Origin of the sequence: Nocardia jejuensis NBRC 103114, assembly GCF_001613145.1 — a bacterium.
In the GTDB taxonomy this organism is placed as follows: domain Bacteria; phylum Actinomycetota; class Actinomycetes; order Mycobacteriales; family Mycobacteriaceae; genus Nocardia; species Nocardia jejuensis.
The window spans coordinates 391,750-413,257 of the sequence record NZ_BDBU01000002.1; the positions used below are offsets into that span (position 1 = coordinate 391,750).

A 21,508-nucleotide genomic window follows, 5' to 3' on the forward strand; every position below is an offset into this window, starting at 1 on the left:
TAGTACCCGGGTATGAGATGACCCGCTCGAGAGCACCTTTTCGGGCCGGAGGCACCCGGGCCGGGGAGCTTGCGTGCGCAGGTTGCGGTCGGTCCACCTCGTGCGTGGCGGCTTGGCCGAATTCCGATGAACGTTGCAGGATGCGAGAGTGCAACTGACTCTGATCGCGGTCACCTGCGTCATCAGCATCGTGGTGGTCGCCGCGTTCGCCCGGCAGATCGGGGTGGCCTCGCCCCTGATACTGGTCGTGGCGGGCGGGGCCATGAGCCTGCTGCCCAGCATTCCGGATTTCCAGGTCGAGCCGGAGTGGATCCTGGCCGGGGTGCTGCCACCGCTGCTGTACGCCGCGGCGGTGCACATTCCGGCCCAGGATTTCCGGCGCGACTTCAAGGCGATCGCGGGTTTGGCGGTGCTGCTGGTCGCGGTGACCACGCTGTGCTCGGGTCTGATGTTCTCGATCCTGCTGCCCGGCCTGGGTCTGGCCGCTGCCTTCGCGCTGGGCGCGGTGATCAGCCCGACCGACGCCGTCGCCGCCACCGCGGTCGGCAAGCGACTCGGGCTGCCCTCGCGACTGCTGACCATTCTGGAGGGCGAGGGCCTGGTCAACGACGCCTCCGCGCTGGTGCTGCTGAGTTCGGCGGTCGCGGCGATGGGTGCGACGGTGCATCCGCTGCACGTCGGTGGCGAGTTCGTGTACTCGGTGGCCTGCGCGGTCCTGGTCGGCGTGGTGGTCGGGATAGTGAACGTGCGAGTGCGCGCGCTGCTGAACGACAATGTGCTCAATACCGCGATCTCGTTCGTGGTGCCCTTCCTGGCGTTCGTGCCGGCCGAGGAACTGCACGCCTCCGGTGTGCTGGCGGTGGTGGTGACGGGCCTGGTCACCGGGCATCTGAGCCCGCGCTTCCTGCGCGCCACCGACCGATTGACCGAGGCGACGAACTGGGCGACGGTCGCGTTCCTGCTCGAGGGCGGGGTCTTCCTGCTGATGGGCCTGCAGGTGAAGACGGTCCTGGACGAGGTCTCCGAGGCCGGTCTGAGTGTGCGCGAGGCGGTCTGGATCGGGCTGCTCGCCGCCGTGCTGGTGATCGCCATGCGCATGCTGTTCGTGGCGCCGCTGGTGGCCTCGCTGCGCCGGGACGCCAATCGGGCCGAGACGATGACACCGGTGCTGGAGCGGATGGAGGCGCGGGCCAACGATCCCGACGTCGATCAACGGTTCACCGAGAAGCGCCAGCAGCGCTTCCTGGACCGGATCGTGCGCAAGCGCGGCGACATCAAGTTCGCGGTCGCGGAGAATTTCGGCTGGCGTGGCGGGGTGGTGCTGGCCTGGTCGGGGATGCGCGGGGCGATCACGCTCGCGGCCGCGCAATCATTGCCGACCTCCACGCCCTATCGTGCCGAACTGCTGCTGATCGCGTTCGTGGTCGCGATCAGCACGCTGCTGGTGCAGGGATTGAGCCTGCCGTTCGTGATTCGCGCGGTGCGCGTGCCGGGGGACGACATCACCCGGGACCGTGAGGAATTCGCCGAACTGCACGCCGAGTTGACGGCCAGGGCCGAGATCGTCCTGGACGATCCCGCCCTGGCGTTACCCGACGGCAGCGCGTTCTCCGACGATGTGGTGAAGCTGGTGCGTGACGAATTGCGCACGCGCACCGTCACTCCCGAGGACGGGGAGTTCGACAGTCTGCTCGACACGCGTGAGCAGTATCGGCTGTTGCGCCTGGATGTGCTTGCGGCCCAACAGTCCGAGCTGCTCGATGCCCGCTCGATGGGCCTGTACGGCTCGCGTACCCTGACCCGTTTCCAGCGCGCCCTGGATATCGAAGGGGCTCGGCTGCAGCAGTTGCCCGGACCGGGGGACTGAGCGGGCGGTTCGCCGGGACATACCGGGCTGACCGGGCGTCCCTAAAACATCCCGGTCGGTAGGTAACGTCCCAGCTCATGACGCATAAAAAGCGCATCGGCCTTTTCGTGGGCGCGCTGGTGAGCGCCGCCATGATCACGATGAATCCGTCCTCGGCCTGGGGCTCCGGTGAGGTGGGGGGCCCGACCGGCTCGGCGCCCACCACGCCGTCGGCGCCGAAGGCTCCTTCGCCCGGCAACTCCCAGTCTCCCGGCAATTCGCAGTCGCCCGGCAACTCGCCGTCCGCTCCGGAGCGGGGCAATGCGCCCTTCTCGCCGGATCGCGGGAACGCTCCGCTGGCTCCCGAGCGACCGGTGCCGGTTCCGGAGCAGATCGTGCCGGCGAAGCCGCCGGCCGGGGCAGGTTTGTGCCCCACCCTCTGACCGGATCTCCGACCCGACCCACGCCGTTCCTCGCCGATATCGGTGGGGAACGGCGCTTTTGCCGAGCGAAGGCACAGCCGGTGCGGCGCGGTGCGATTCGGCGCGGCCGGTTCAGACCCCGTGCAGCCGATGGGCATTCGCGACGATGGCATCGTGCAGGGCCTGTTCGGGCGCGGTGCGGCGGGTACGCCGGTGCATGAGCACGAACTCCAGCCGCCCGAGATCCGGCAGCCCCGGGTCCTGGATGCGCACCAGCCCGTCCGGCAGCAGGCTCTCGGCGTGCACGATGAATCCCAGGCCCGCGAGCGCCGCGGCACGTAAGCCGAGCAGGCTGTCGCTGACGCAGGTGGTGCGCGAGACGCGTCCCTCGCGCCGCAGCCCCTGCAGTGCCAGGCGCCGGGTCAGGCTCGGAGCCGGATAGGTCACGAACGGCACGGGATCCTCCGGGACCGCGCTGCCGGGCGGCCCCGCCCAGACCAGCGGGTCACTCCAGATCAGTTCGCCGTGCCGCTCGCCCGGAAGGCGCTTGCCGAAGACCAGGTCCAGTTCGCCCGATTCCATTCGGGTCTTGAGGTTCTCGCTCAGCCCGACGGTGAGCGCGAGGTCCACCCCGGGATGCGCGCGACGGAATTCCAGCAGCACCGCGGGCAGTTCACTGGCCACCAGATCATCCGACGCCCCGAAGCGCAGCAGCCCGGTGAGCGTGGACTCGGAGAAATACCGTTCGGCACGCGCGTTCTCGTCCAGGATCGAGCGCGCGAAGCCGATCATGGCCACGCCGTCGGCGGTGAGGGCGAGGTTGCGGGTATCGCGCCGCAGCAGTGCGCGCCCGGCAGCCTTCTCCAGGCGTGCGATATGGCCGCTGATCGTGGACTGGCGCAGCCCGAGAACCTTTCCGGCCGCGGTGAATCCGCCGGCCCGCTCCACGGCGAGGAAGGTGCGCAACAACTCCGGATCGAACACGGCTCAATTTATCACGATGTACGTTCACAGATATCCGGTCGAACGTCTTTCGTGATGTATGCACCCGGCCGTAGCGTCCTCGATATGAAGCGGCTCTCGGCACTCCCGATCGACGGATTCATGCTCGGCATCCTGGCGTGCGTGGGCCTGGCGAGCGTATTTCCGGCACGCGGTGAGGTGGCGGACCTGCTGGGCTGGGCCACCAGGATCGCCATCGCGGTGCTGTTCCTGCTCTACGGCGCGCGCCTGGAACCTCGGGAAGCGCTTGCGGGACTGCGGCATTGGCGTTTGCACCTGGCGGTCCTGTCGGTCACCTTCGTCGTGTTCCCGGTGCTGGGTCTGGCGCTGCGAATCCTGGCGCCGTCGGTGCTGACCCAGGATCTCTACACCGGGGTGCTGTTCCTGTGCCTGGTGCCCTCGACCGTGCAGTCCTCGATCGCGTTCACCTCGATCGCGCGCGGCAATGTGGCGGGTGCGGTGGTCAGCGCCTCGCTGTCCAACCTGATCGGCGTCTTCGCCACGCCGCTGCTGGTGGTGCTGCTCATGAGCACGACCGGCAAGGTCGAGGTGAGAGCCTCGACGGTGCTGTTCATCATGGTGCAGTTGCTGCTGCCGTTCGTGATCGGCCAGCTGCTGCGGCCCCGTCTGGGCTGGGTCCTGCGCCGCCCGGCGGTGTTGCGCTCGGTCGATCGGGGATCGGTGTTCCTGGTCGTCTACGCCGCATTCAGTGCCGGTGTGGCGGAACATATCTGGGGCGGCGTGCCCCCGATCCGGATCGTCGCGACCGCCGTGGTCTGCGCGGGCTTGCTGGCCGCGGTCCTCACGGTGACCACCGTGCTCGGCAAACTCGCCGGGTTCACCGTCGCCGATCGCATCGTGCTGGTGTTCTGCGGCTCCAAGAAGAGTCTCGCCACGGGCCTGCCCATGGCCTCGGTCCTGTTCGCGGGTCAGCCCGTCGGCCTGATCGTGCTGCCCCTGATGATCTTTCACCAGGTCCAGCTGCTCACCTGCACCGTGCTGGCGCAGCGGGCGGCGCGCCGGGCGGAGGTCACCGCGTCCGTCCCGGCGGCCGCGCTCGCGGTCTGAGTCGAGCGGGGGCCGGGGCGGAGCGAACGCAAGCACTTGCTATTGGCGAGGTTCCGGTTAACCTGTCAGAGTCGGCCGGGCAGACCTTTTGTCCGCTTTCGGCGCAGAGCACAAAAGCATTGCCGTGCTTTGGGATTCGTGACCAACGAGTTCTGAAGATGCGGGGTCACGTGTCATATGTGAGACTGACCGGTGTCGCATTGTCGCGACCGAGACATCGGGACAACGACGTCCGACCACACCGTCCGATTGTTCCCCTGGTGCCCGGCCACGCCGAGTCGCAGGGCGTCTTCGGCGACGGCACTGAAGGACGACGATGCCATGGCGCGAACGGATTCGATCGACTCACGCGGGATCCCGTCACCCGCGGTGAGCGCCTCTCACCCGCCCGCACCCGGGGGACTGTGGGATCGACTGCTGGCCCGAACTCCGGCGCGCCCGGCGGATCTGGCGACCCCTCCGGCGGGCAGCGGGCTCGTGCCCGTACCGGGTGATCGAGGTATTCCACTGGTGGGGAAGGGGATTCACTTTCTCCGCGACGGACCGCGAGTGCAGACGGAGCTGTACCGCCGGCACGGTCCGGTGTCCTGGACCCGGGCGTTCGGCATGGACGTGGTCAGCGTCGTGGGTCCCGACGCGGTGCACGAGGTGCTGGTGAACAAGACCCGCGCGTTCGAGAGCGGGTGGCGCGAGATCATCGGCCCGTGGTTCGACGGTGGCCCGCTGGTCATGGACGGCGCGCAGCATCTGCGCCATCGCCGCCTGCTGCAGCAGGCCTACATCCCCGGCGCGGTCCGTGGATACGCGGCGGGGATGGCCGCCGACGCCACCGCGGCGATCGCGCAGCGCCGGGCCGTCGCGCGGGTGTCGCTGCTGGCGCTGATCAAGGAAGTGTCCGCGGCGATGACCGCGCGCACCTTCCTGGCCAGGCCCTTCGATGCCGAGGCGCGCGCTCTGATCGCCGATGTCGAGACCTGCATCCGGGCCGAGGGCGCACCCCTGCGAGTGTCGGTGCCGGGAACCGGGTGGCATGCCGCGCGTCGGGCGCGGGCGCGACTGCTCGACTACTACGTCCGGGCCGCACCGCAGGCCCGGATCCGCGACGGCGAGGACTTCCTGACCGTGCTGTGCCGGGCCGCCGACGCACACGGCGACGGCTTCGACGATATCGAGATCGCCGAGCACATGGTCTTCACACTCATTGCCGCACACGACACCTCGGTCGCGGCCGCGACCGCCGTCGCGTACCACCTCGGGAGGTACCCGGACTGGCAGCGGCGAGTCCGGGACGAGTCGCTCGCCCGTGGCGGCGCGCCCGCGGACGTCGCGATCGAGGCCGTGCCGACCCTGGATCTGGTGATTCGCGAGAGCCTTCGCTTGGTCGCTCCGTCCCCGATATACCTGCGCCGGGCGGTGCGCGACACCGACGTCCTGGGCCGCTTCATCCCGGCGGGAACCCTTGTGGCGGTGGGGAGTTGGGCCACCCACCTGCTGGGGGAGTACTGGCCGGACCCGGAGCGTTTCGACCCGGAGCGATTCGCGCCCGATCGTCTCGACACGCGCACCCAGCGCCTGGCCTGGGTGCCCTTCGGCGCCGGTGCGCACAAGTGCGCCGGAATGGACCTGGGCACGCTCAAGACCGTCGCCCTGCTGGACGCCATGGTGCGCGCGATGGAATGGCGACTTCCCGAGGACTACGAACCCCGATGGCGGTTCACCACGCTGCCCGTCCCCTCGGACGGTCTGCCGGCCACCGTGCGGCCGATCTCGCCCGCACTGATCGGCGCCGTACCGCAGGGCTGATCCAGCGCCGGTCATCCGGATCGGCGACCCCACACCCCGCCCGTCGAGTTCCGCCGGGTGTGTTCCCGCTCGCACACGTATGTCTCTGCACCACAGGAGGGTTCGACACATGGCAGCCGAGGCTGAACTGCGTTCCTATCTGGCGAAGGCCGCCGGCGAATTGCACGACACCCGTCGCACACTCGACGCGGTTCGGGCCCGGCAGAGCGAGCCGATCGCCATCGTCGCCATGGGATGCCGCTATCCCGGCGGCATCAGCGCGCCGGAGGGGCTGTGGGATCTGGTCAGTTCGGGTCGCAGTGCCGCCGCGGCCCTGCCACTGGATCGCGGCTGGGACATGTCGGCACTGAACAACCCGGATCCCGACGCTCCGGGCTCGACGTATGTGCGGCACGGCAATTTCGTCGACGGCGCAGGCGATTTCGATGCCGCCTTCTTCGGGATCAGTCCACGCGAGGCGCTGGCGATGGACCCGCAGCAGCGACTGCTGTTGGAGATCTCGTGGGAGGCCATCGAACGCGCGGGCATCGATCCGCAGGCGTTGTCCGGCTCCGACACCGGTGTCTACATGGGCGTCACCGCACAGGAATACGGCGCGCGGGTCTACCGCGATCGGGAGGGGCTGGCCGGATATCTGACCACCGGCACCACCATCAGCGTCGCCTCGGGCAGGCTGTCCTACGCGCTGGGTCTGGACGGACCCTCGATGACCGTCGACACCGCCTGCTCCTCCTCGCTGGTGGCCATCCATCTGGCCATGCGGGCGCTGCGGGCGGGGGAGTGCGCTCTGGCGTTGGCCGGTGGCGCGACGGTGGTGTGCTCGCCGAGCATCTTCGTCGGCTTCGCCCGGCTCGGGGCGCTGGCCCCGGACGGGCGCTGCAAGCCGTTCTCCTCGACCGCGGACGGTTTCGGAGTGGCCGAGGGTGCGGGTGTGCTTGTGCTGGAACGGCTTTCCGAGGCGCAGCGCCACGGTCATCCGGTGCTCGCGGTGCTGCGCGGTTCGGCGATCGGGCAGGACGGCGCGTCCAACGGGTTGTCCGCACCCAATGGGGCGGCGCAGCGGCGGGTCATCCGCGCGGCGCTCGCCGACGGCGAGCTGGGCGCCGGCGACATCGACGTGGTCGAGGCGCACGGCACCGGCACCAAGCTCGGCGATCCGATCGAGGCGGCGGCGCTGCTGGCCACCTACGGCGCGGCGCGCACGGCCGAACAGCCGCTGCTGCTGGGCTCGATGAAATCCAATATCGGTCATTCCCAGGCCGCCGCGGGTGTGGCGGGTGTGATCAAGATGGTCGAGGCCATGCGGCGCGGGAGAGTGCCCCGGACCATCAATGTCGCGGCGCCGACGCCGGAGGTGGACTGGTCCAGCGGCACGGTCCGGGTGGTCACCGAGGAGACGCCGTGGCCGGTGCACGCCGCAAGACCGCGCCGCGCAGGGGTTTCCGCGTTCGGCATCAGCGGCACCAATGCGCATGTGGTCCTCGAGCAAGCGCCGCCGGTGACGGCGCGACCCGACCCCACGCCGGAGGCCGTCGTGGCCACCGCGCCCGCGATCGTGCCGCTGGTGCTGTCGGCCAAGTCCGCACCGGCCCTGCGCGAGCACGCCGCGCGGCTGCTCGCACGGCTCGAATCCGCAACGCCTCCCACCGAACCCGTGGACCTGGCGTACTCACTGGCGAGCGGCCGGGCCACCTTCGATGAACGCGCGGTCGTCCTCGGCGCGGATCCCGGGGAGCTGCGTGCGGGCCTGGCCGCCCTCGCCGCCGAGCGCGTCGCGCCGAACGTGATCACGGGCCGGGCCCTCGCCACCGGCGGCACGGTATTCGTGTTCCCGGGCCAGGGCTCGCAATGGCCGGAGATGGCGGCCGAATTGCTCGACACCGCACCGGCTTTCGCCGATCACATCGCGGCCGTCGACGCCGCCTTCGCCGAGTTCGTCGACTGGTCGCTCACCGCCGTGCTGCGTGGTGAATCGGGCGCGGCCGACCTCGATCGCGTCGATGTCGTGCAGCCCGCGCTGTTCGCGGTGATGACCGGGCTCGCGGCCCTGTGGCAGTCGCTCGGCATTCGGCCCGATGCGGTGATCGGACATTCGCAGGGCGAGATCGCCGCCGCCTACGTCGCCGGGGCGCTGTCACTGCGCGACGCGGCCAAGGTGGTGACCCTGCGCAGCAAGGCGATCACCACGCTGGCCGGGCACGGCGGCATGATCTCGCTGCCGCTGCCCGCGACCGAAGCGACCGACCTGATCGCCCGCTGGCCCGGCGCACTCGGCGTCGCCGCGGTGAACGGCGCGCAGTCCACGGTGGTCTCCGGTGCGGCCGGGGCCTGCGAGGAACTCCTCGCCCACTGCGAGTCGGCCCAGATCCGCGCCCGCCGCATTCCGGTCGACTACGCCTCGCACTCACCGCAGGTCGAGACGATCCGCGCGGACATCGCCACTGCGCTGGCCGGGATCACCCCCAGGCGCGGCACCGTATCGTTCCTGTCCACCGTCACCGGTGAGCGCATCGAGACCACCGAACTCGACGCGGACTACTGGTATCGCAATCTGCGCCGGACCGTGCTGTTCCAGGACGCGGTCCTGACCGCTCATCGCCTCGGCTACCGGGCCTTCGTCGAATCGAGTCCACATCCGGTGCTCATCGTGGGTCTGCAGGAGACCCTCGACGCGACCGGCGCGCAGGACGCGGTGGCGGTCGGGTCGCTGCGCCGCGATCAGGGCGGGATGCGCCAATTGCTGACCTCGGCCGCGCTCGTGCACACCGCCGGGCCGGTCCCGGACTGGCGCGGATACCTCGCGGGTTTCGGCGCGCACACGGTGGAACTGCCCACCTATGCGTTCCAGCGTCGGCGCTTCTGGATCGACGCCGCGGAGGCCGGAACGGGAGACGTTGCGGCGCTGGGCCTCTCGGCCGCCGAGCATCCACTGCTCGGCGCCTTCCTGACCGATATCGAATCCGACAGCCTGGTCTTCACCGGTCGGCTGTCCCTGGCCGCCCACCCGTGGCTGGCCGATCACCGGGTGCAGGGTGCGGTCCTGGTTCCGGGGGCGGTGCTCACCGAACTGGCCCTGTTCGCGGGTGAGCGCGCGGGCGCGCCCCGCGTCGCGGAACTCGTGCTGCAGGCGCCGCTGATCGTCCCGGATCCGGGCGCGGTGGCGATCCGGGTCGTCGTGAGCGCGGCGCAGCCCTCCGGGGAACGCCCGCTGCGGGTGTACTCGTGCCCGGTCGGCGCGGACACCGATGTCTGGACGCAGCACGCCGAGGGCGTGGTCGTTCCCGAAACCATCGGCGCCCCGGTCGTTTCCGGAGCGTGGCCGCCCGCGGGCGCGGAACCGGTCGACATCTCCGACACCTACGAGCGGCTCGACGCGGAGGGCTACCGGTACGGGCCGGTGTTCCGGGGCCTGCGCGCGGTGTGGCGGCTCGGTGCGGAAATCCTCGCCGAAGTGACGCTGCCCGAGCAGGCCGGCGCGGACGCCAAGCGATTCGGCCTGCATCCCGCGCTGCTGGACGCGGCGCTGCACGGGCTCGGCGTCGGCGGCTTCATGACCGCGGCCGATCCGAGCCAGATCCGCCTGCCGTTCTCCTGGGAGGGCGTCTCGCTGCGAGCGGTCGGCGCGAGCGGCCTGCGGGTGCGCATCACTCCGCACGGCGGCGATCGCGTCGCGCTCACCTTCACCGACGCGGTGGGGTCGCCGGTCGGTTCGGTCGACGCGCTGACCATGCGCCCGGTCTCGCGTGCGCAGCTCGCCTCGCACCGGGACGGCACCGGCGACGCGCTCTTCGGTGTGGATTGGATTCCCGCGCAGGCGCCCCAGCCGATCCCCGACACGGCCTGGGCCGAGCTGCCCCTGCCCGCTCGGTCACCGTCCGGCACCGCGGGCGTGCTGCGCCAATGGGCGAGCGAGATACCGAACATCGATGTGCCGCAAGCGGTTCACACGACGCTGGCCGCGCTGCTGGCGCGGGTCCAGGACTGGCTCGGCGATGCGCGGACCGCCGACGCGCCCCTGGTGGTCCTGACCAGCGGCGCCGTCAGCGTGGCCACCGGTGAGGACATCCCGGATCTGCTCGGCGCGCCCGTATGGGGTCTGCTGCGCTCGGCGCAGACCGAGAACCCGGGCCGGCTCCTGCTGGTCGATCTCGACAATCCCGAGGCGTGGCGCGACGCCGTCGCGACGGCGCTCGCCCTGGCCGAACCGCAGCTGGCGTGGCGGCGCGGATCGCTGTTCGTGCCCCGCCTGACCCGTGCGCACACCGATATGGTCGGCAACGCGGCCTTGGCCGACACCGACGGCTGGCAGTTGCGCACCCAGGGCCGCGGCACCCTGGACGGAGAGAACCTGGTCCTGCAGGAATGGCCGGAGATCAACCGCCCCTTGGCATTCGGTGAAGTGCGCGTCGCGGCCCGTGCGACCGGCGTGAACTTCCGCGACATAATGATCTCGCTGAGTGTCTACGCCGATCCGCGCGCGGGCATCGGCGGCGAGGGCGCGGGCGTGGTGCTCGAGGTCGGTCCCGGAGTCACCACCGTCGAGCCCGGTGATCGGGTGTTCGGCGTGATGGACGGTGTCGGCCCGACCACCATCACCGACCATCGGCACATCACCCGGATTCCGCTCGGCTGGTCCTTCGAACAGGCCGCCTCGACGTGCGCGGTGTTCGCGACCGCCTACTACGGGCTGCGCGATCTGGGCGAGCTGGGCCCGGGCGATCGACTACTCGTGCACGCCGCGACCGGCGGCGTCGGACTGGCCGCGATCCAGCTGGCCCGGCTGTGGGGCGCGGAATGCTACGTGACCGCCAGCCCCGCCAAGCAATACCTGTTGCGCGAGATCGGATTCGACGACACGCACATCGGCAACACCCGCACCCTGGACTTCGAGACGCAGTTCCGCGCGGCCACCGACGGGGCCGGATTCGACGTCATCCTCGAATCCCTCGGCGCCGAATACGTCGACGCCTCACTGCGCTTGATGCCGCGCGGCGGGCGCTTCCTGTCGATGGGCAAGACCAATATCCGGGAACCCGACCGGATCGCGGCCGAGTATCCGGGAGTCCGGTACCAGGCGTTCGATCTGTACGAGGCGGGCTTGGACCGCATCCAGGAAATGCTCGTCGAACTCGTGCGGCTCTTCGAATCCGGGGAGCTGCGCCCGCTTCCGGTCTCGATCTGGGACGTACGGCGCGCACCCGAGGCGCTGCGCTACCTGAGCCAGGCCCGGCACATCGGCAAACTGGTACTGCGACAGCCCGTTCCGGCACTCTCACCCGGCACCGCGCTGATCACCGGCGGAACCGGGGTGCTCGGCGCGCTGTTCGCCAAACACCTGGTGAGCGAGCACGGATACCGGCACCTGGTCCTGACCAGCCGCCGTGGCGCCGACGCCCCGGGAGCGGCCGAGCTGGCCGCCGAGCTGGCCGAACTCGGCGCACACGCGCAGATCGTGGCGTGCGACGTCGCCGATCGCGACGCCCTGGAGGCCCTGCTGGCAGGGATCCCGGCCGAGCATCCGCTGACCGCCGTGCTGCACGCCGCGGGCCTGCTGCAGGACAGCGTCTTCACCGCGCTCACCCCCGCGCAGCTGGCCGACGTGCTGCGCCCGAAGGTGGACGCGGCCTGGAATCTGCACGCCGCCACCGCACACCTGGATCTGTCCATGTTCGTGCTGTTCTCCTCGGCCGCAGGCACGTTCGGCTCACCCGGACAGGCCAACTACGCCGCGGCAAACGCGTTCCTGGACGCCCTGGCCCAGCATCGCCGCCAGCGTTCGCTGACCGCGACCTCGCTGTGCTGGGGCTGGTGGGCCGATGCCACCGGCATGACCGGTCACCTCGACGAGCGCGACCGCGCCCGCATGGCGCGCGGCGGCTTCGTCCCGATGCGCACCGCGGACGGACTGGCCCTGTTCGACGCGTCGCTCTCGCTCGGCCGGGCCGTGGTGATCCCGGCTCGGATCGATACCGCCGCACTGAGTTCCGGGCCGGGCGAGGAGGTCCCCGCGATCTTCCGGGGCCTGGTACGCGCACCCCGGCGCCGGGTGGCGGTCGACACCGGTTCGGACACCGGCGCGCTCGCCGCGCGTCTGGCCGGACTCACCGCCACCGAACAGCATCAGACGGTGCTGGCCCTGGTGCGTTCGGTCGCCGCGGCTGTGCTCGGGCACGAGAGCCCCGAATCGATCGCGCCCACAGCGCAATTCAAGGATCTGGGCTTCGACTCCCTCGGCGCGGTCGAATTCCGCAATCGCCTCAAGGTCGCCACCGGCATGCAGCTGGCCACCACGGTGGTCTTCGACCATCCCTCACCGACGGCCTTGGCCACTCACATCTGTGCCGAGATCGCCCCGCCCGCACCCGATCCCGCCGATCGGCTGCTGATCCAGCTGGACGCGCTGACCGGCGCGATGTCCGGCGACGCGGTCACCGATGCGGGCCGGACCGAGCTCGCCACGGCCGTGCTTCGCCCCGATATCGCCGAGGCGCTGCGCCGCATGATCGACACCGTGCGCGAGGCGGCTCCGGAACTGGTGGGCTCGCACTCGCACGCATCCGGTGAAATGACCGACGCCGAACTCTTCGCCCTCATCGACGGGTCCGGAGCCGATCGGAACTCGAGCGCCGAGGATTCGAGCCTCGACGCCATCGTCACCACCGCCGAAGGCGTACCCATCGTGGATGGGGGAGAGCGTGTTTCGACGCCGCTCTCGAACGGCCGGGCCGGTCGGCCACAGCGGCCGACCTCGCTCGCCGACGGAGAGGCCGCGGGTCAGCACCCGCCGCTGCCGGTGACGAACGCCCGGACCGAGGCACTCACGCCCCCACCCGAACCCGGCCGGCCGCTGACTCGCTATCAGCAGGACATCGTCGCGGTCGGCGCCCGGTACCCGGATCTGCCGCTCACCCAGGTGGGTGGGTACGTCCGGATCAACCGCGCACCCGACGTGGAACGCATGCGAGAGGTGGTGCGGCGCACCGCATTGCGCAACGACGCGCTGCGGATTCGCCTGGACGAGCTTGAGTTGGTGCAGCGGATCAGCCCGGCGGTCGCATCGGTCGAGGTGATCGACTGCACCGGGGCCGAGGATCCCGGCGCCGCCGCGCTCGAGTGGATGAGGCAGCGAACCGACGTGGTCATGCCACTGGACGGCCCGCTCGCCGAGACCGTCATCGTGCTGGACCGCGCCGACTCGTTCCTGATCTACAGCAGGTTCCACCACGCCGTCGCGGACGGCTGGTCGGCCGGGGTGGTGCTGCGTCAACTGTGCGCCGGGTACCTGTCCGGCGAGCCGGACACCACGCCCGCGCCCAGCTACCTCGATATCGTGGAAGCCGATGAGCGCTACCGGCATTCGGCCGAATGGGACGCCGATCGGGCGGCGCTGCTGCACGAGGTGGGGGAGCTGACCCCGGCACTGTTCGCCCGTGACGCCACGGTCCGCACCCACCATCGCTCGCAGCGCACCGTGCACATCGACGGCGCGAGGATGGCGCCGGTCCGGGGCAGCGGGCGCAGCGTATTCGCGTTCACCGCCGCGGTGCTCGCGGCCTATCTGCGGCGCATCCACCGTGAGGGCGACATCGTGCTCGGGGTGCCGCTGTTGAACCGGCGCACGCCGCAGGAGTTCGCGACGGTCGGCGACATGGTCAATATGCTGCCGCTGCACATCCCGGTGGATGCGGACCTGTCGATCTCGGAGCTGGCGGCGCGCACCGCCGCGGCGGTGTGGGATCTGCAGGGCCGCCAGCGATTCGCCCTCGGTGATCTGCAGGGCGCACTGCGCGAGAACGCGAGTCCGGCCGCGGCCGCGGCCCTGTTCGATGTGACCTACTCCTACGTCCAGGTGCCCGCGGTCGAACTCCCGGAGTTCGCCGCGGAGCTGTCGCTGCTCTCCTCCGGATACTCCCTCGACGCGCTGAACATCGTGGTCCGTGACAACGAGGGCGACGGCTCCCTGGACATCGACTTCTTCTACGCCGATGACGTCTTCGACGCGGACTTCTCCTTCGGCACCGCCCTGCGGCAGGTGTTCGCGATGATCGACGCCGCCGTCGCGGCGCCCGACGCGCCGGTCACCTCGCTGCCGCTGCTGTCCGGCGCCGACCGCGCGCGGCTCGCCGAGTTCGAGAGCTCGGATCCGGTGCCCCTGCCCGACACCACCCTCGACCGAGTGCTCGCCGAGCGGATCGCGGCGACACCGGACCGCCCCGCGGTGCGATGGGGCGGGGACGAGGTCGGCCAATCGAGCTACGCCGAGTTCGGGGCACGGGTCGAGGCCCTGGCGGCCGCGCTGCGCGCCGGTGGACTCCGTCCCGAGGACTGTGTGCCGATCGTGCTGCCGCGGTCACCGGAGCTGCTGATCGCCGTGCACGCGGTCCTGGCGGCCGGTGGCGCGTACGTGCCGATCGATCCCGGCTACCCGGCCCTGCGAATCCGGACCATCGTCGGCGACTGTGGCGCCCGCCTGCTCATCGCAGGTGACGAATTCGACTCGCTGGCAACCGAACTCGGTGTCCGCCGGGTAGCGGTCGAGCAGGAGGGGGTTTCGGGCGCGCCGGGAGTGAGCCACACCCGGCCGAGCGATCTGGCCTACCTCATCTACACCTCGGGCTCGACCGGCACGCCGAAGGGCGTCATGATCGAGCACGCCTCGGTGGTGAACCGGCTGGCCTGGATGCAGCGCCGCTACCCGCTGACCGACACGGACGTGATCCTGCACAAGACCCCGGCAACCTTCGACGTCTCGGTCTGGGAACTGATGTGGTGGACCCTGGCCGGTGCGCAGGTGGCCGTGCTGCCCGCGGGCGGGGAGCGTGATCCGCGCACGATCCTGGATCAGATCGCCCGGCACCGGGTCAGCGTGCTGCACTTCGTGCCGTCCATGCTCGGCCCGTTCCTGGACGAGATCGCCACTCGCGCAACGGGACCGGATACGCTCGCATCCTTGCGCCTGGTGTTCTGCAGCGGTGAGGCGCTCACTCCCACCCTGGCCAACCGGTTCCGCCGGGTGTTCGCCGACCTCGGCCTGCCCGGGGTGCGCCTGATCAATCTCTACGGCCCGACCGAGGCGACCGTCGATGTCTCCTGGTTCGACCTGGACCCGGGAACCGCCGCGGTGCGGCGTGTTCCGATCGGCAGGCCGATCGACAATATCGCCCTGCTGGTGCTGGATCCGCGCGGCGAGCGCTGCCCGATCGGTGTCGCGGGCGAGCTGAACATCGCGGGCGTGGGCGTCGGGCGCGGCTATCGCGGGCGCCCCGATCTGACCCTCGAGTCGTTCGTCACCGATGCGAGCGTCCCGAACGGACGTCGCTACCGCACCGGTGATCTGGTGCGCTGGTGCGCGGACGGCACCCTCGAATACCTGGGCCGCCTGGACGATCAGGTGAAGGTGCGCGGCAACCGGGTGACGCTCGGCGAGATCGGCACCCACCTCGCCGCCTGCCCCGGTGTCACGGCGGGAGTGGTCGTGGACGACACGCATCCCGGTGCGCCCACCACCTTGACCGCCTACTACGTGGGCTCCGCGCGTGCGGAGGACATCGCGGCGCATCTGATCGAGCGGCTGCCGGGCTACATGGTCCCGGCCCGTTTCGTGGAACTCGAGGCCGTACCGCTCACCGCGAGCGGCAAACTCGATCGCCGGGCACTGCCCGCGCCGGTGGAGCGGGACGTGCACGCCCAGGCGCCCCGGACCGAACTCGAGGCCGAGTACGCGGCGCTGTGGGCGCAGGTGCTCGGGCGCGAGGTGGCGAGCATCGGGGTGTTCGACGACTTCTTCACCGTCGGCGGCGATTCGATCATCGCGCTGCGCCTGCGCACCGCGGCCGAACGCCGGGGACTGGAATTCGACGTCGAGGCGTTCTTCGCACGCCCGACCATCGCGGAACTCGCCTCGGCGGCAACGGCGTACAGCGACGGCGCGGGCGGGCCCGGAGTGGAATCGGCGTTCGAGCTGATCCCGCTCATCGACCGGGCCGCCCTCACCGACGTCCAGGACGCCTTCCCGGCCGGCGCGCTGCAGCTGGGCATGCTGTACCACAGCCTGCAGAGCGCCGATTCCACGCTGTATCAGGATGTTTTCCGCTACCGCCTGCGAATGCCGTTCCACGAGAAGCCCTTCCGTGCCGCATACGACTCCCTGCTGCGTCGCCATCCGGCCCTGCGCTCGGGGTTCGATCTGACCGGGCGCTCGCTGCCGATCCAGTTCGTGCGCAGCATCGAGTTCATGCGCGAGTGCGCTCCGGACACACTGACCATCGACGAGGAAAACCCCCTCGATTTCGACAACCACGCCTTCGACGCCGCGCCGCTGCACCGCATGCAGGTCGTTCCGGAGCCGGGCGGCTTCGCGTTGGTCCTGCACTTCCACCACGCCATCCTGGACGGCTGGAGCGTCGCGACCCTGATTCGTGAACTGCTGCAGGACTACGCGCACCTGCTCGGATTCGACATCGACGCGGTCGATCCGACCCCGCACTCGCCGACCCTGCTCGCGGAATTCGTGCGCGCCGAACGGGCGGCGCAGTCCGATCCGGCGGCACGCGCCTACTGGGCCGAACTGCTCGAGGGCTCGAGCGCCACCACCATCGAATCGGCCCGGCACCACGAGCGGCCGGGGGCGGACGGGCCGAGTGAATCGCAGGCGACCCTGCCGGGTTGGCTGCGTGACGCGCTGCACGGATTCGCTGCCGCACACCAGCTTCCGGTCAAGGCGGTGCTGCTGACGGCGCACTGCCTGACGCTGCGGGCCATGTCGGGCTCGGCGGATGTGACCACCGGCGTGGTGACGCACGCGCGACCCGCTCGCGCCGGAGCGGACACCGGTGCGGGCCTGTTCCTGAACACGGTGCCCATGCGACTGGAGGCCGACGCGCACAGCTGGCTCGATGCCGTACGCCGAGTGGCACGGCGAGATCGGCGCAGTCACCCGTTCCGGCGGTACCCGCTGCGCTCGATGATCGCGGACCGGCACGGCGATCCGATCATCGACACCGCGTTCAACTACGTCAACTACCACGTGTTCGCGCCCCTGCTGGAGGGCGGCGAGGTGGCGATCACCGAGTTCTCCGCACGCGAGGAGACCAATTTCGCGCTGCTGGTGACCGCGGCGGTGGATCCGCGCACCGAGGATGTGGTGCTGCGGGTGAACGCCGGGCGCGACGCGCTCACCAGCGCGCAATGCCGGGAGTACGCCCGCGTGTTCCTCGGAGTGCTCGAAGCCCTGGTGCGCACGCCCGGCGCGCCGATCGACCTCGACGCCGCCCGCGCCGACGATGTGGTGCATCTGCTCGAGGCCACCGCGAGCCTGGTTCCGGATCGACTCGCGCTGACCGACGGCCGCGTCGAATGGACCTATCGCACACTTTCGGACGCCTCCGAACGAATCGCGCACCGGCTGCGCGCGGACGGGGTGGGCGTCGGCGACCGCGTCGGGGTGCTGCTCGCGCGCTCACCGGAGCAGATCGCGGTGGTGCTGGGCGTGCTGCGCGCGGGCGCGGCCGTGGTTCCGCTCGATCCCGGATATCCGCACGCCCGGCGCGCGGCGATGATCGAGCGCTCTCGGCCGGTGCGCGTCGTCACCGACGCCGCGGAGCTGCTCGATGCCGAGGTCCGCGATCCGGCGGTGCTGCCCGCCGTGCATCCCGAGCAGACCGCCTACGTGCTGTTCACCTCGGGCTCCACCGGTGAGCCCAAGGGGGTGAGCATGCCGCACCGGGCCCTGGCCAATCTCGTCGCCTGGCAGAACCGGACGGTGTCGGCGGCGCGCGGCGCGACCACCCTGCAGCTGGCCCCGGCCGGCTTCGACGTCTACTTCCAGGAACTGTTCTCCACCCTGTGCGGCGGGGGCACGCTGCGGCTGATTTCCGAGCAGCAGCGCCTGGACGCGCCGTGGCTGGCGCAACTGCTCGCCGAAGGTGGTGTGCAGCGGCTCTATCTGCCGTACGTGGGTCTGCAGGCGCTGGCCGAAGCGGCGCAGGCAGGCGGCCGATACCCGGCCGGGCTCACGACGGTGGTGTCCTCCGGTGAGCAACTGCGGATCACCCCGGAGATCCGGCGACTGTGGGCCACCAACCCCGGACTCGTCGTGGAGAACCAGTACGGTCCGACCGAAACCCATGTGGCACTGGCCTTCCCGATGACCGCGGGAGCCGAGACCGCGCCGCAGCTGCCGCCGATCGGCGCCGCCATCGACGGTGTCGGCGTGCACCTGCTCGATCAGCGGCTCGCGCCGGTGGCGCGCGGTGTCAAGGGCGAGATCTATCTGAGTGGCCGCGCTCTCGCGCACGGCTACGAGGGCCGGCCGGGTCTGACCGCTGCCCGGTTCGTCGCCGCTCCCGGTGGCGAGATCCGGTATCGCACGGGTGATCTCGGTGTGGAACTGCCCGGCGGAGCGCTGGTGTGCCTGGGTCGATCCGATACGCAGGTCAAGGTGCGCGGGTATCGCGTCGAATGCGCCGAGGTGGAACTGGCGCTGCTGGCCCTGCCCGGAATCGACCGGGCCGCAGTGCTCGCGCACGGGCTCGGCGACGGCGACACCGTGCTCGCCGCTCTGCTGATCGGGCCGAGCGAGGTGGATGCGGCGACGCTGAGCGCGGGCCTGCGCGAAGTGCTTCCCGCACATATGATTCCGTCGCGCTACCGATGGATCGAGGCCTTCCCGCTCACACCCAGCGGCAAGCGTGACGATGCGGCACTGCGCGCGCTGGCCGCCGGGTCGGGCGCGCCGGTCTCCGGCGGCCGCGAACCCGCCGACGAGCTGGAGGCGGCGCTGGTCGCGATTCTCGCCGAATTCGCCGGTGTGCCCGCGCTGTTCGCCGACTCGGACTTCTTCGAGGCCGGCGGCACCTCGATCGGAGCCATGCGGGTGGCGATGACGGTCGGTGGCCGGTGGTCGGTACAGGTGCCGCTCGAGGCGTTCGCCGCCGCGCCGACCGCGGCCGGGCTGGCCGCAATCGTGCGGGCCGGTGGCGTCGCGCGAGAATTCGATCCGCTGGTGCCGCTGCGCACCTCGCGCACCGCGCTCACCGATCCGACACCGCTGTTCCTGGTGCACCCGATCGGCGGGAACGTGCTGTGCTACCTGGAACTGGCCCGACAACTTCCCGGCGATCGGCCGGTGTACGCGCTACAGGCGGCCGGTGTGGCACCGGGCACCGAACCGCTCACCTCGATGAGCGAGCTCGCCGCGAGCTACCTCGACGCCGTGCGCCGGGTCTGCCCGCAGGGGCCGTACCACATCGCGGGATGGTCCTTCGGCGGTTATGTGGCGCTGGAGATGGCGCGGCAGCTGCCCGAGGCGGATCTGGCCCAGCTGGTACTGCTGGACACCATCGCCCTGGGTGATCGTCCCGAACCGATCGCCGAACCCGACCTGATCGTCTGGTTCTTCCTGGAACTGCTCTGGTACGCCGAAGGCGACAAGGCCGCGCAGGCGCGGTTCGACACCTCCGAGACCCAGGAGCGGCTCTTCGATTCCATCCTGCGCCAGGCCGTGGCCAAGGGCATCGTGCCCGAAGACAGCTCCCCGCAACTGGTTCGGCGGCTGTACTCGGTCTTCCGCGCGAACTATCAAGCGACACTGGACTACACGATGACCGAGCTGGATCGCGATATCGTGCTGTTGAAGGCGGCGCAGGAGCTGCCCGAGATCGCGGGGAGCGCACATCGGCGGGTGGGCAGCAGATTCGAGAGTCCGACCAACGGCTGGGACCGATGGGCCGCACGCGGCCTGGACATCATCGAGGTACCCGGCGACCACTTGACCATGATGTCCGGCGCGCATGTCGCGGCACTGGCGAGAATTCTCGGCGCGCGGCTGGCGGGCACGCGCTCCGGGCTGGCAGATCTGGGGAACCGATGACGAGTCGAACCGACCGCACCGCCGCGGTGGCACTTCCACACACCGGCGAAGTACGGCGGCCGCTGAGCCCGGTCGAACGCTGGTACTGGGTGTGCGACCAGGTCTCGCCGCTCAATGTCGTTGCGCGAGTGCGTGTTCGGGGAGAGCTGGCGCCCGAACTGCTCGCCGCGGCGGCCGCGGCGCTGGCCGCGGAACATCCGCTGCTGCGGGTGAGCGTGGAATCGGCCGTCGACGGCACCGAACCGCGCTTCACCGCACCGGCGCATCCGGCCATCCCGATTCGCATCGTGCTCGCCGAGGCCGGTTCGCCCGCCGCGGTGGCGGCAGACGGCGCGGGAACCGCGAGCTCCGGCGGCGGCGAGGTCGACGACTCGGCGTGGCAGCGCGAGGTCGAGACCGTGGAGTTGTCCTCCTCGCTGCCGTGGCGGACCGGGCCGCTGCTGCGATTCGTCGACATCGTGCACCACGGCGGAACATCCGGCGAGCAGCATGATCTGCTGCTCACGATCTCGCACGTGATCGCCGACGGCACCACGGCGCTGACCCTGCTGCGGCGAGTGCTCGAGCTGGCCGATCGGCTACGGGATCCAGCGACCACCGCCGCCGACATCATCACCCCGCGCCCGGCGCTGCCCGCGCCGGAACACCTGCTGCCCAAGCGGTTTCGTGGCCTGCGCGGCATCGTGAACGCCGCGGGGGCGGCGATCGCGGACCAGGCCGCGGCCGCCCTCGCCCGGGCGGGGCGGCTGGCGCCGGAGGTCGTGGTTCCGGCGGCCGATCGCCGGACCCGGCTGCTGCACCGCGAACTCACCGCCGAGCAGCTCGAGGCGGTGGTCGAGCGCTGTCGCACCGAGGGCGTCACGGTGCACGCCGCGCTGGCCGCGGCGATGGCGCAGGCGCTCGGGCAGGAATGCGCCCCGGGCCGCGCGGGCCGGATCGGGATCGGCTCGCCCATCGACTTCCGGGCCGAACTCGATCCGCCGGTCGATCAGGCGGACGCGGGGGCGTACGTCGCCACGGTGCCCTCCGCGCTGAGTTACGGTGCGGTCCCGAGTATCTGGCATAGCGCCCGCGAGCTGAACCGGGGACTGTCGCGCCGCAAACTTCTGCAGCAGCATCTCGCGCTCCTGGTGACCCTGCGTTTCCTGTGCCCGGGATCCGTTGCCGGAGCCGAGCGTTCGTTCGCCGTGGTGGATGCCAAGGGACCCGGCAACGTGTGCCTGTCCAATATCGGCCGATACCGGTTCGCCGATCGTCTCGGTGACTGGACGCTGTCCGGCGCGCAGTTCATCGCGGGCGTGTCGGTCAGCGGGTATTTCGTCGCCACCGTGAACACCACACACGGTGCGCTGCACTGGAACTTCACCTATATCCAGGACGTCGTGTCCACCGCCCGCGCGGTGCGGCTGGCCGATGCGTCCCTGGCCATCCTGCTGGCGGAGTCCGCGCCGCGGACCGAGGCCCAGCAGTCGAGCACACACGGGAAAGGCTGATCGG

7 protein-coding genes are annotated in these 21,508 nt (G+C 70.6%); 6 read left to right on the forward strand and 1 reads right to left on the reverse strand.

Annotation, left to right across the window (positions count from 1 at the left end):
- Positions 1-148 precede the first annotated feature (148 nt).
- On the forward strand, positions 149-1,867 hold the full coding sequence (locus tag NJ1_RS02225) for a cation:proton antiporter (RefSeq protein ID WP_067686596.1): 1,719 nt from the start codon (positions 149-151) through the stop codon (positions 1,865-1,867).
- A 77-nt stretch (positions 1,868-1,944) separates the two neighbouring features.
- Positions 1,945-2,289, forward strand: coding sequence for a hypothetical protein (locus tag NJ1_RS02230; RefSeq protein ID WP_067686598.1), 345 nt, complete (start codon positions 1,945-1,947; stop codon positions 2,287-2,289).
- Positions 2,290-2,400: 111 nt separating this feature from the next.
- Here NJ1_RS02230 and NJ1_RS02235 read toward each other — a convergent pair whose 3' ends face one another.
- Positions 2,401-3,252, reverse strand: coding sequence for a LysR family transcriptional regulator (locus NJ1_RS02235; RefSeq protein ID WP_067686600.1), 852 nt, complete (start codon positions 3,250-3,252; stop codon positions 2,401-2,403).
- Positions 3,253-3,336: 84 nt separating this feature from the next.
- On the opposite strand from NJ1_RS02235, the gene NJ1_RS02240 reads away from it, so the two are divergent.
- The 4 genes from NJ1_RS02240 to NJ1_RS02255 all read left to right on the forward strand — a co-directional run bounded on the left by NJ1_RS02240 (position 3,337) and on the right by NJ1_RS02255 (position 21,504).
- Positions 3,337-4,338 (forward strand): bile acid:sodium symporter family protein, encoded by a 1,002-nt coding sequence (locus NJ1_RS02240; protein WP_067686603.1) that lies wholly within the window; start codon positions 3,337-3,339, stop codon positions 4,336-4,338.
- A 321-nt stretch (positions 4,339-4,659) separates the two neighbouring features.
- Entirely contained in the window at positions 4,660-6,141 is a 1,482-nt protein-coding gene (locus NJ1_RS02245) for a cytochrome P450 (RefSeq protein ID WP_084477646.1), read from the forward strand.
- Positions 6,142-6,250: 109 nt separating this feature from the next.
- The gene (locus NJ1_RS02250) at positions 6,251-20,011 is read left to right on the forward strand and encodes a hybrid non-ribosomal peptide synthetase/type I polyketide synthase (protein WP_067686605.1); all 13,761 of its coding nucleotides are present in this window, start codon (positions 6,251-6,253) and stop codon (positions 20,009-20,011) included.
- Complete coding sequence (locus NJ1_RS02255; protein ID WP_067686608.1) at positions 20,008-21,504, forward strand: phthiocerol/phthiodiolone dimycocerosyl transferase family protein; 1,497 nt, start codon at positions 20,008-20,010, stop codon at positions 21,502-21,504. The genes NJ1_RS02250 and NJ1_RS02255 overlap by 4 nt, the downstream gene beginning before the upstream one ends.
- Positions 21,505-21,508 lie beyond the last annotated feature (4 nt).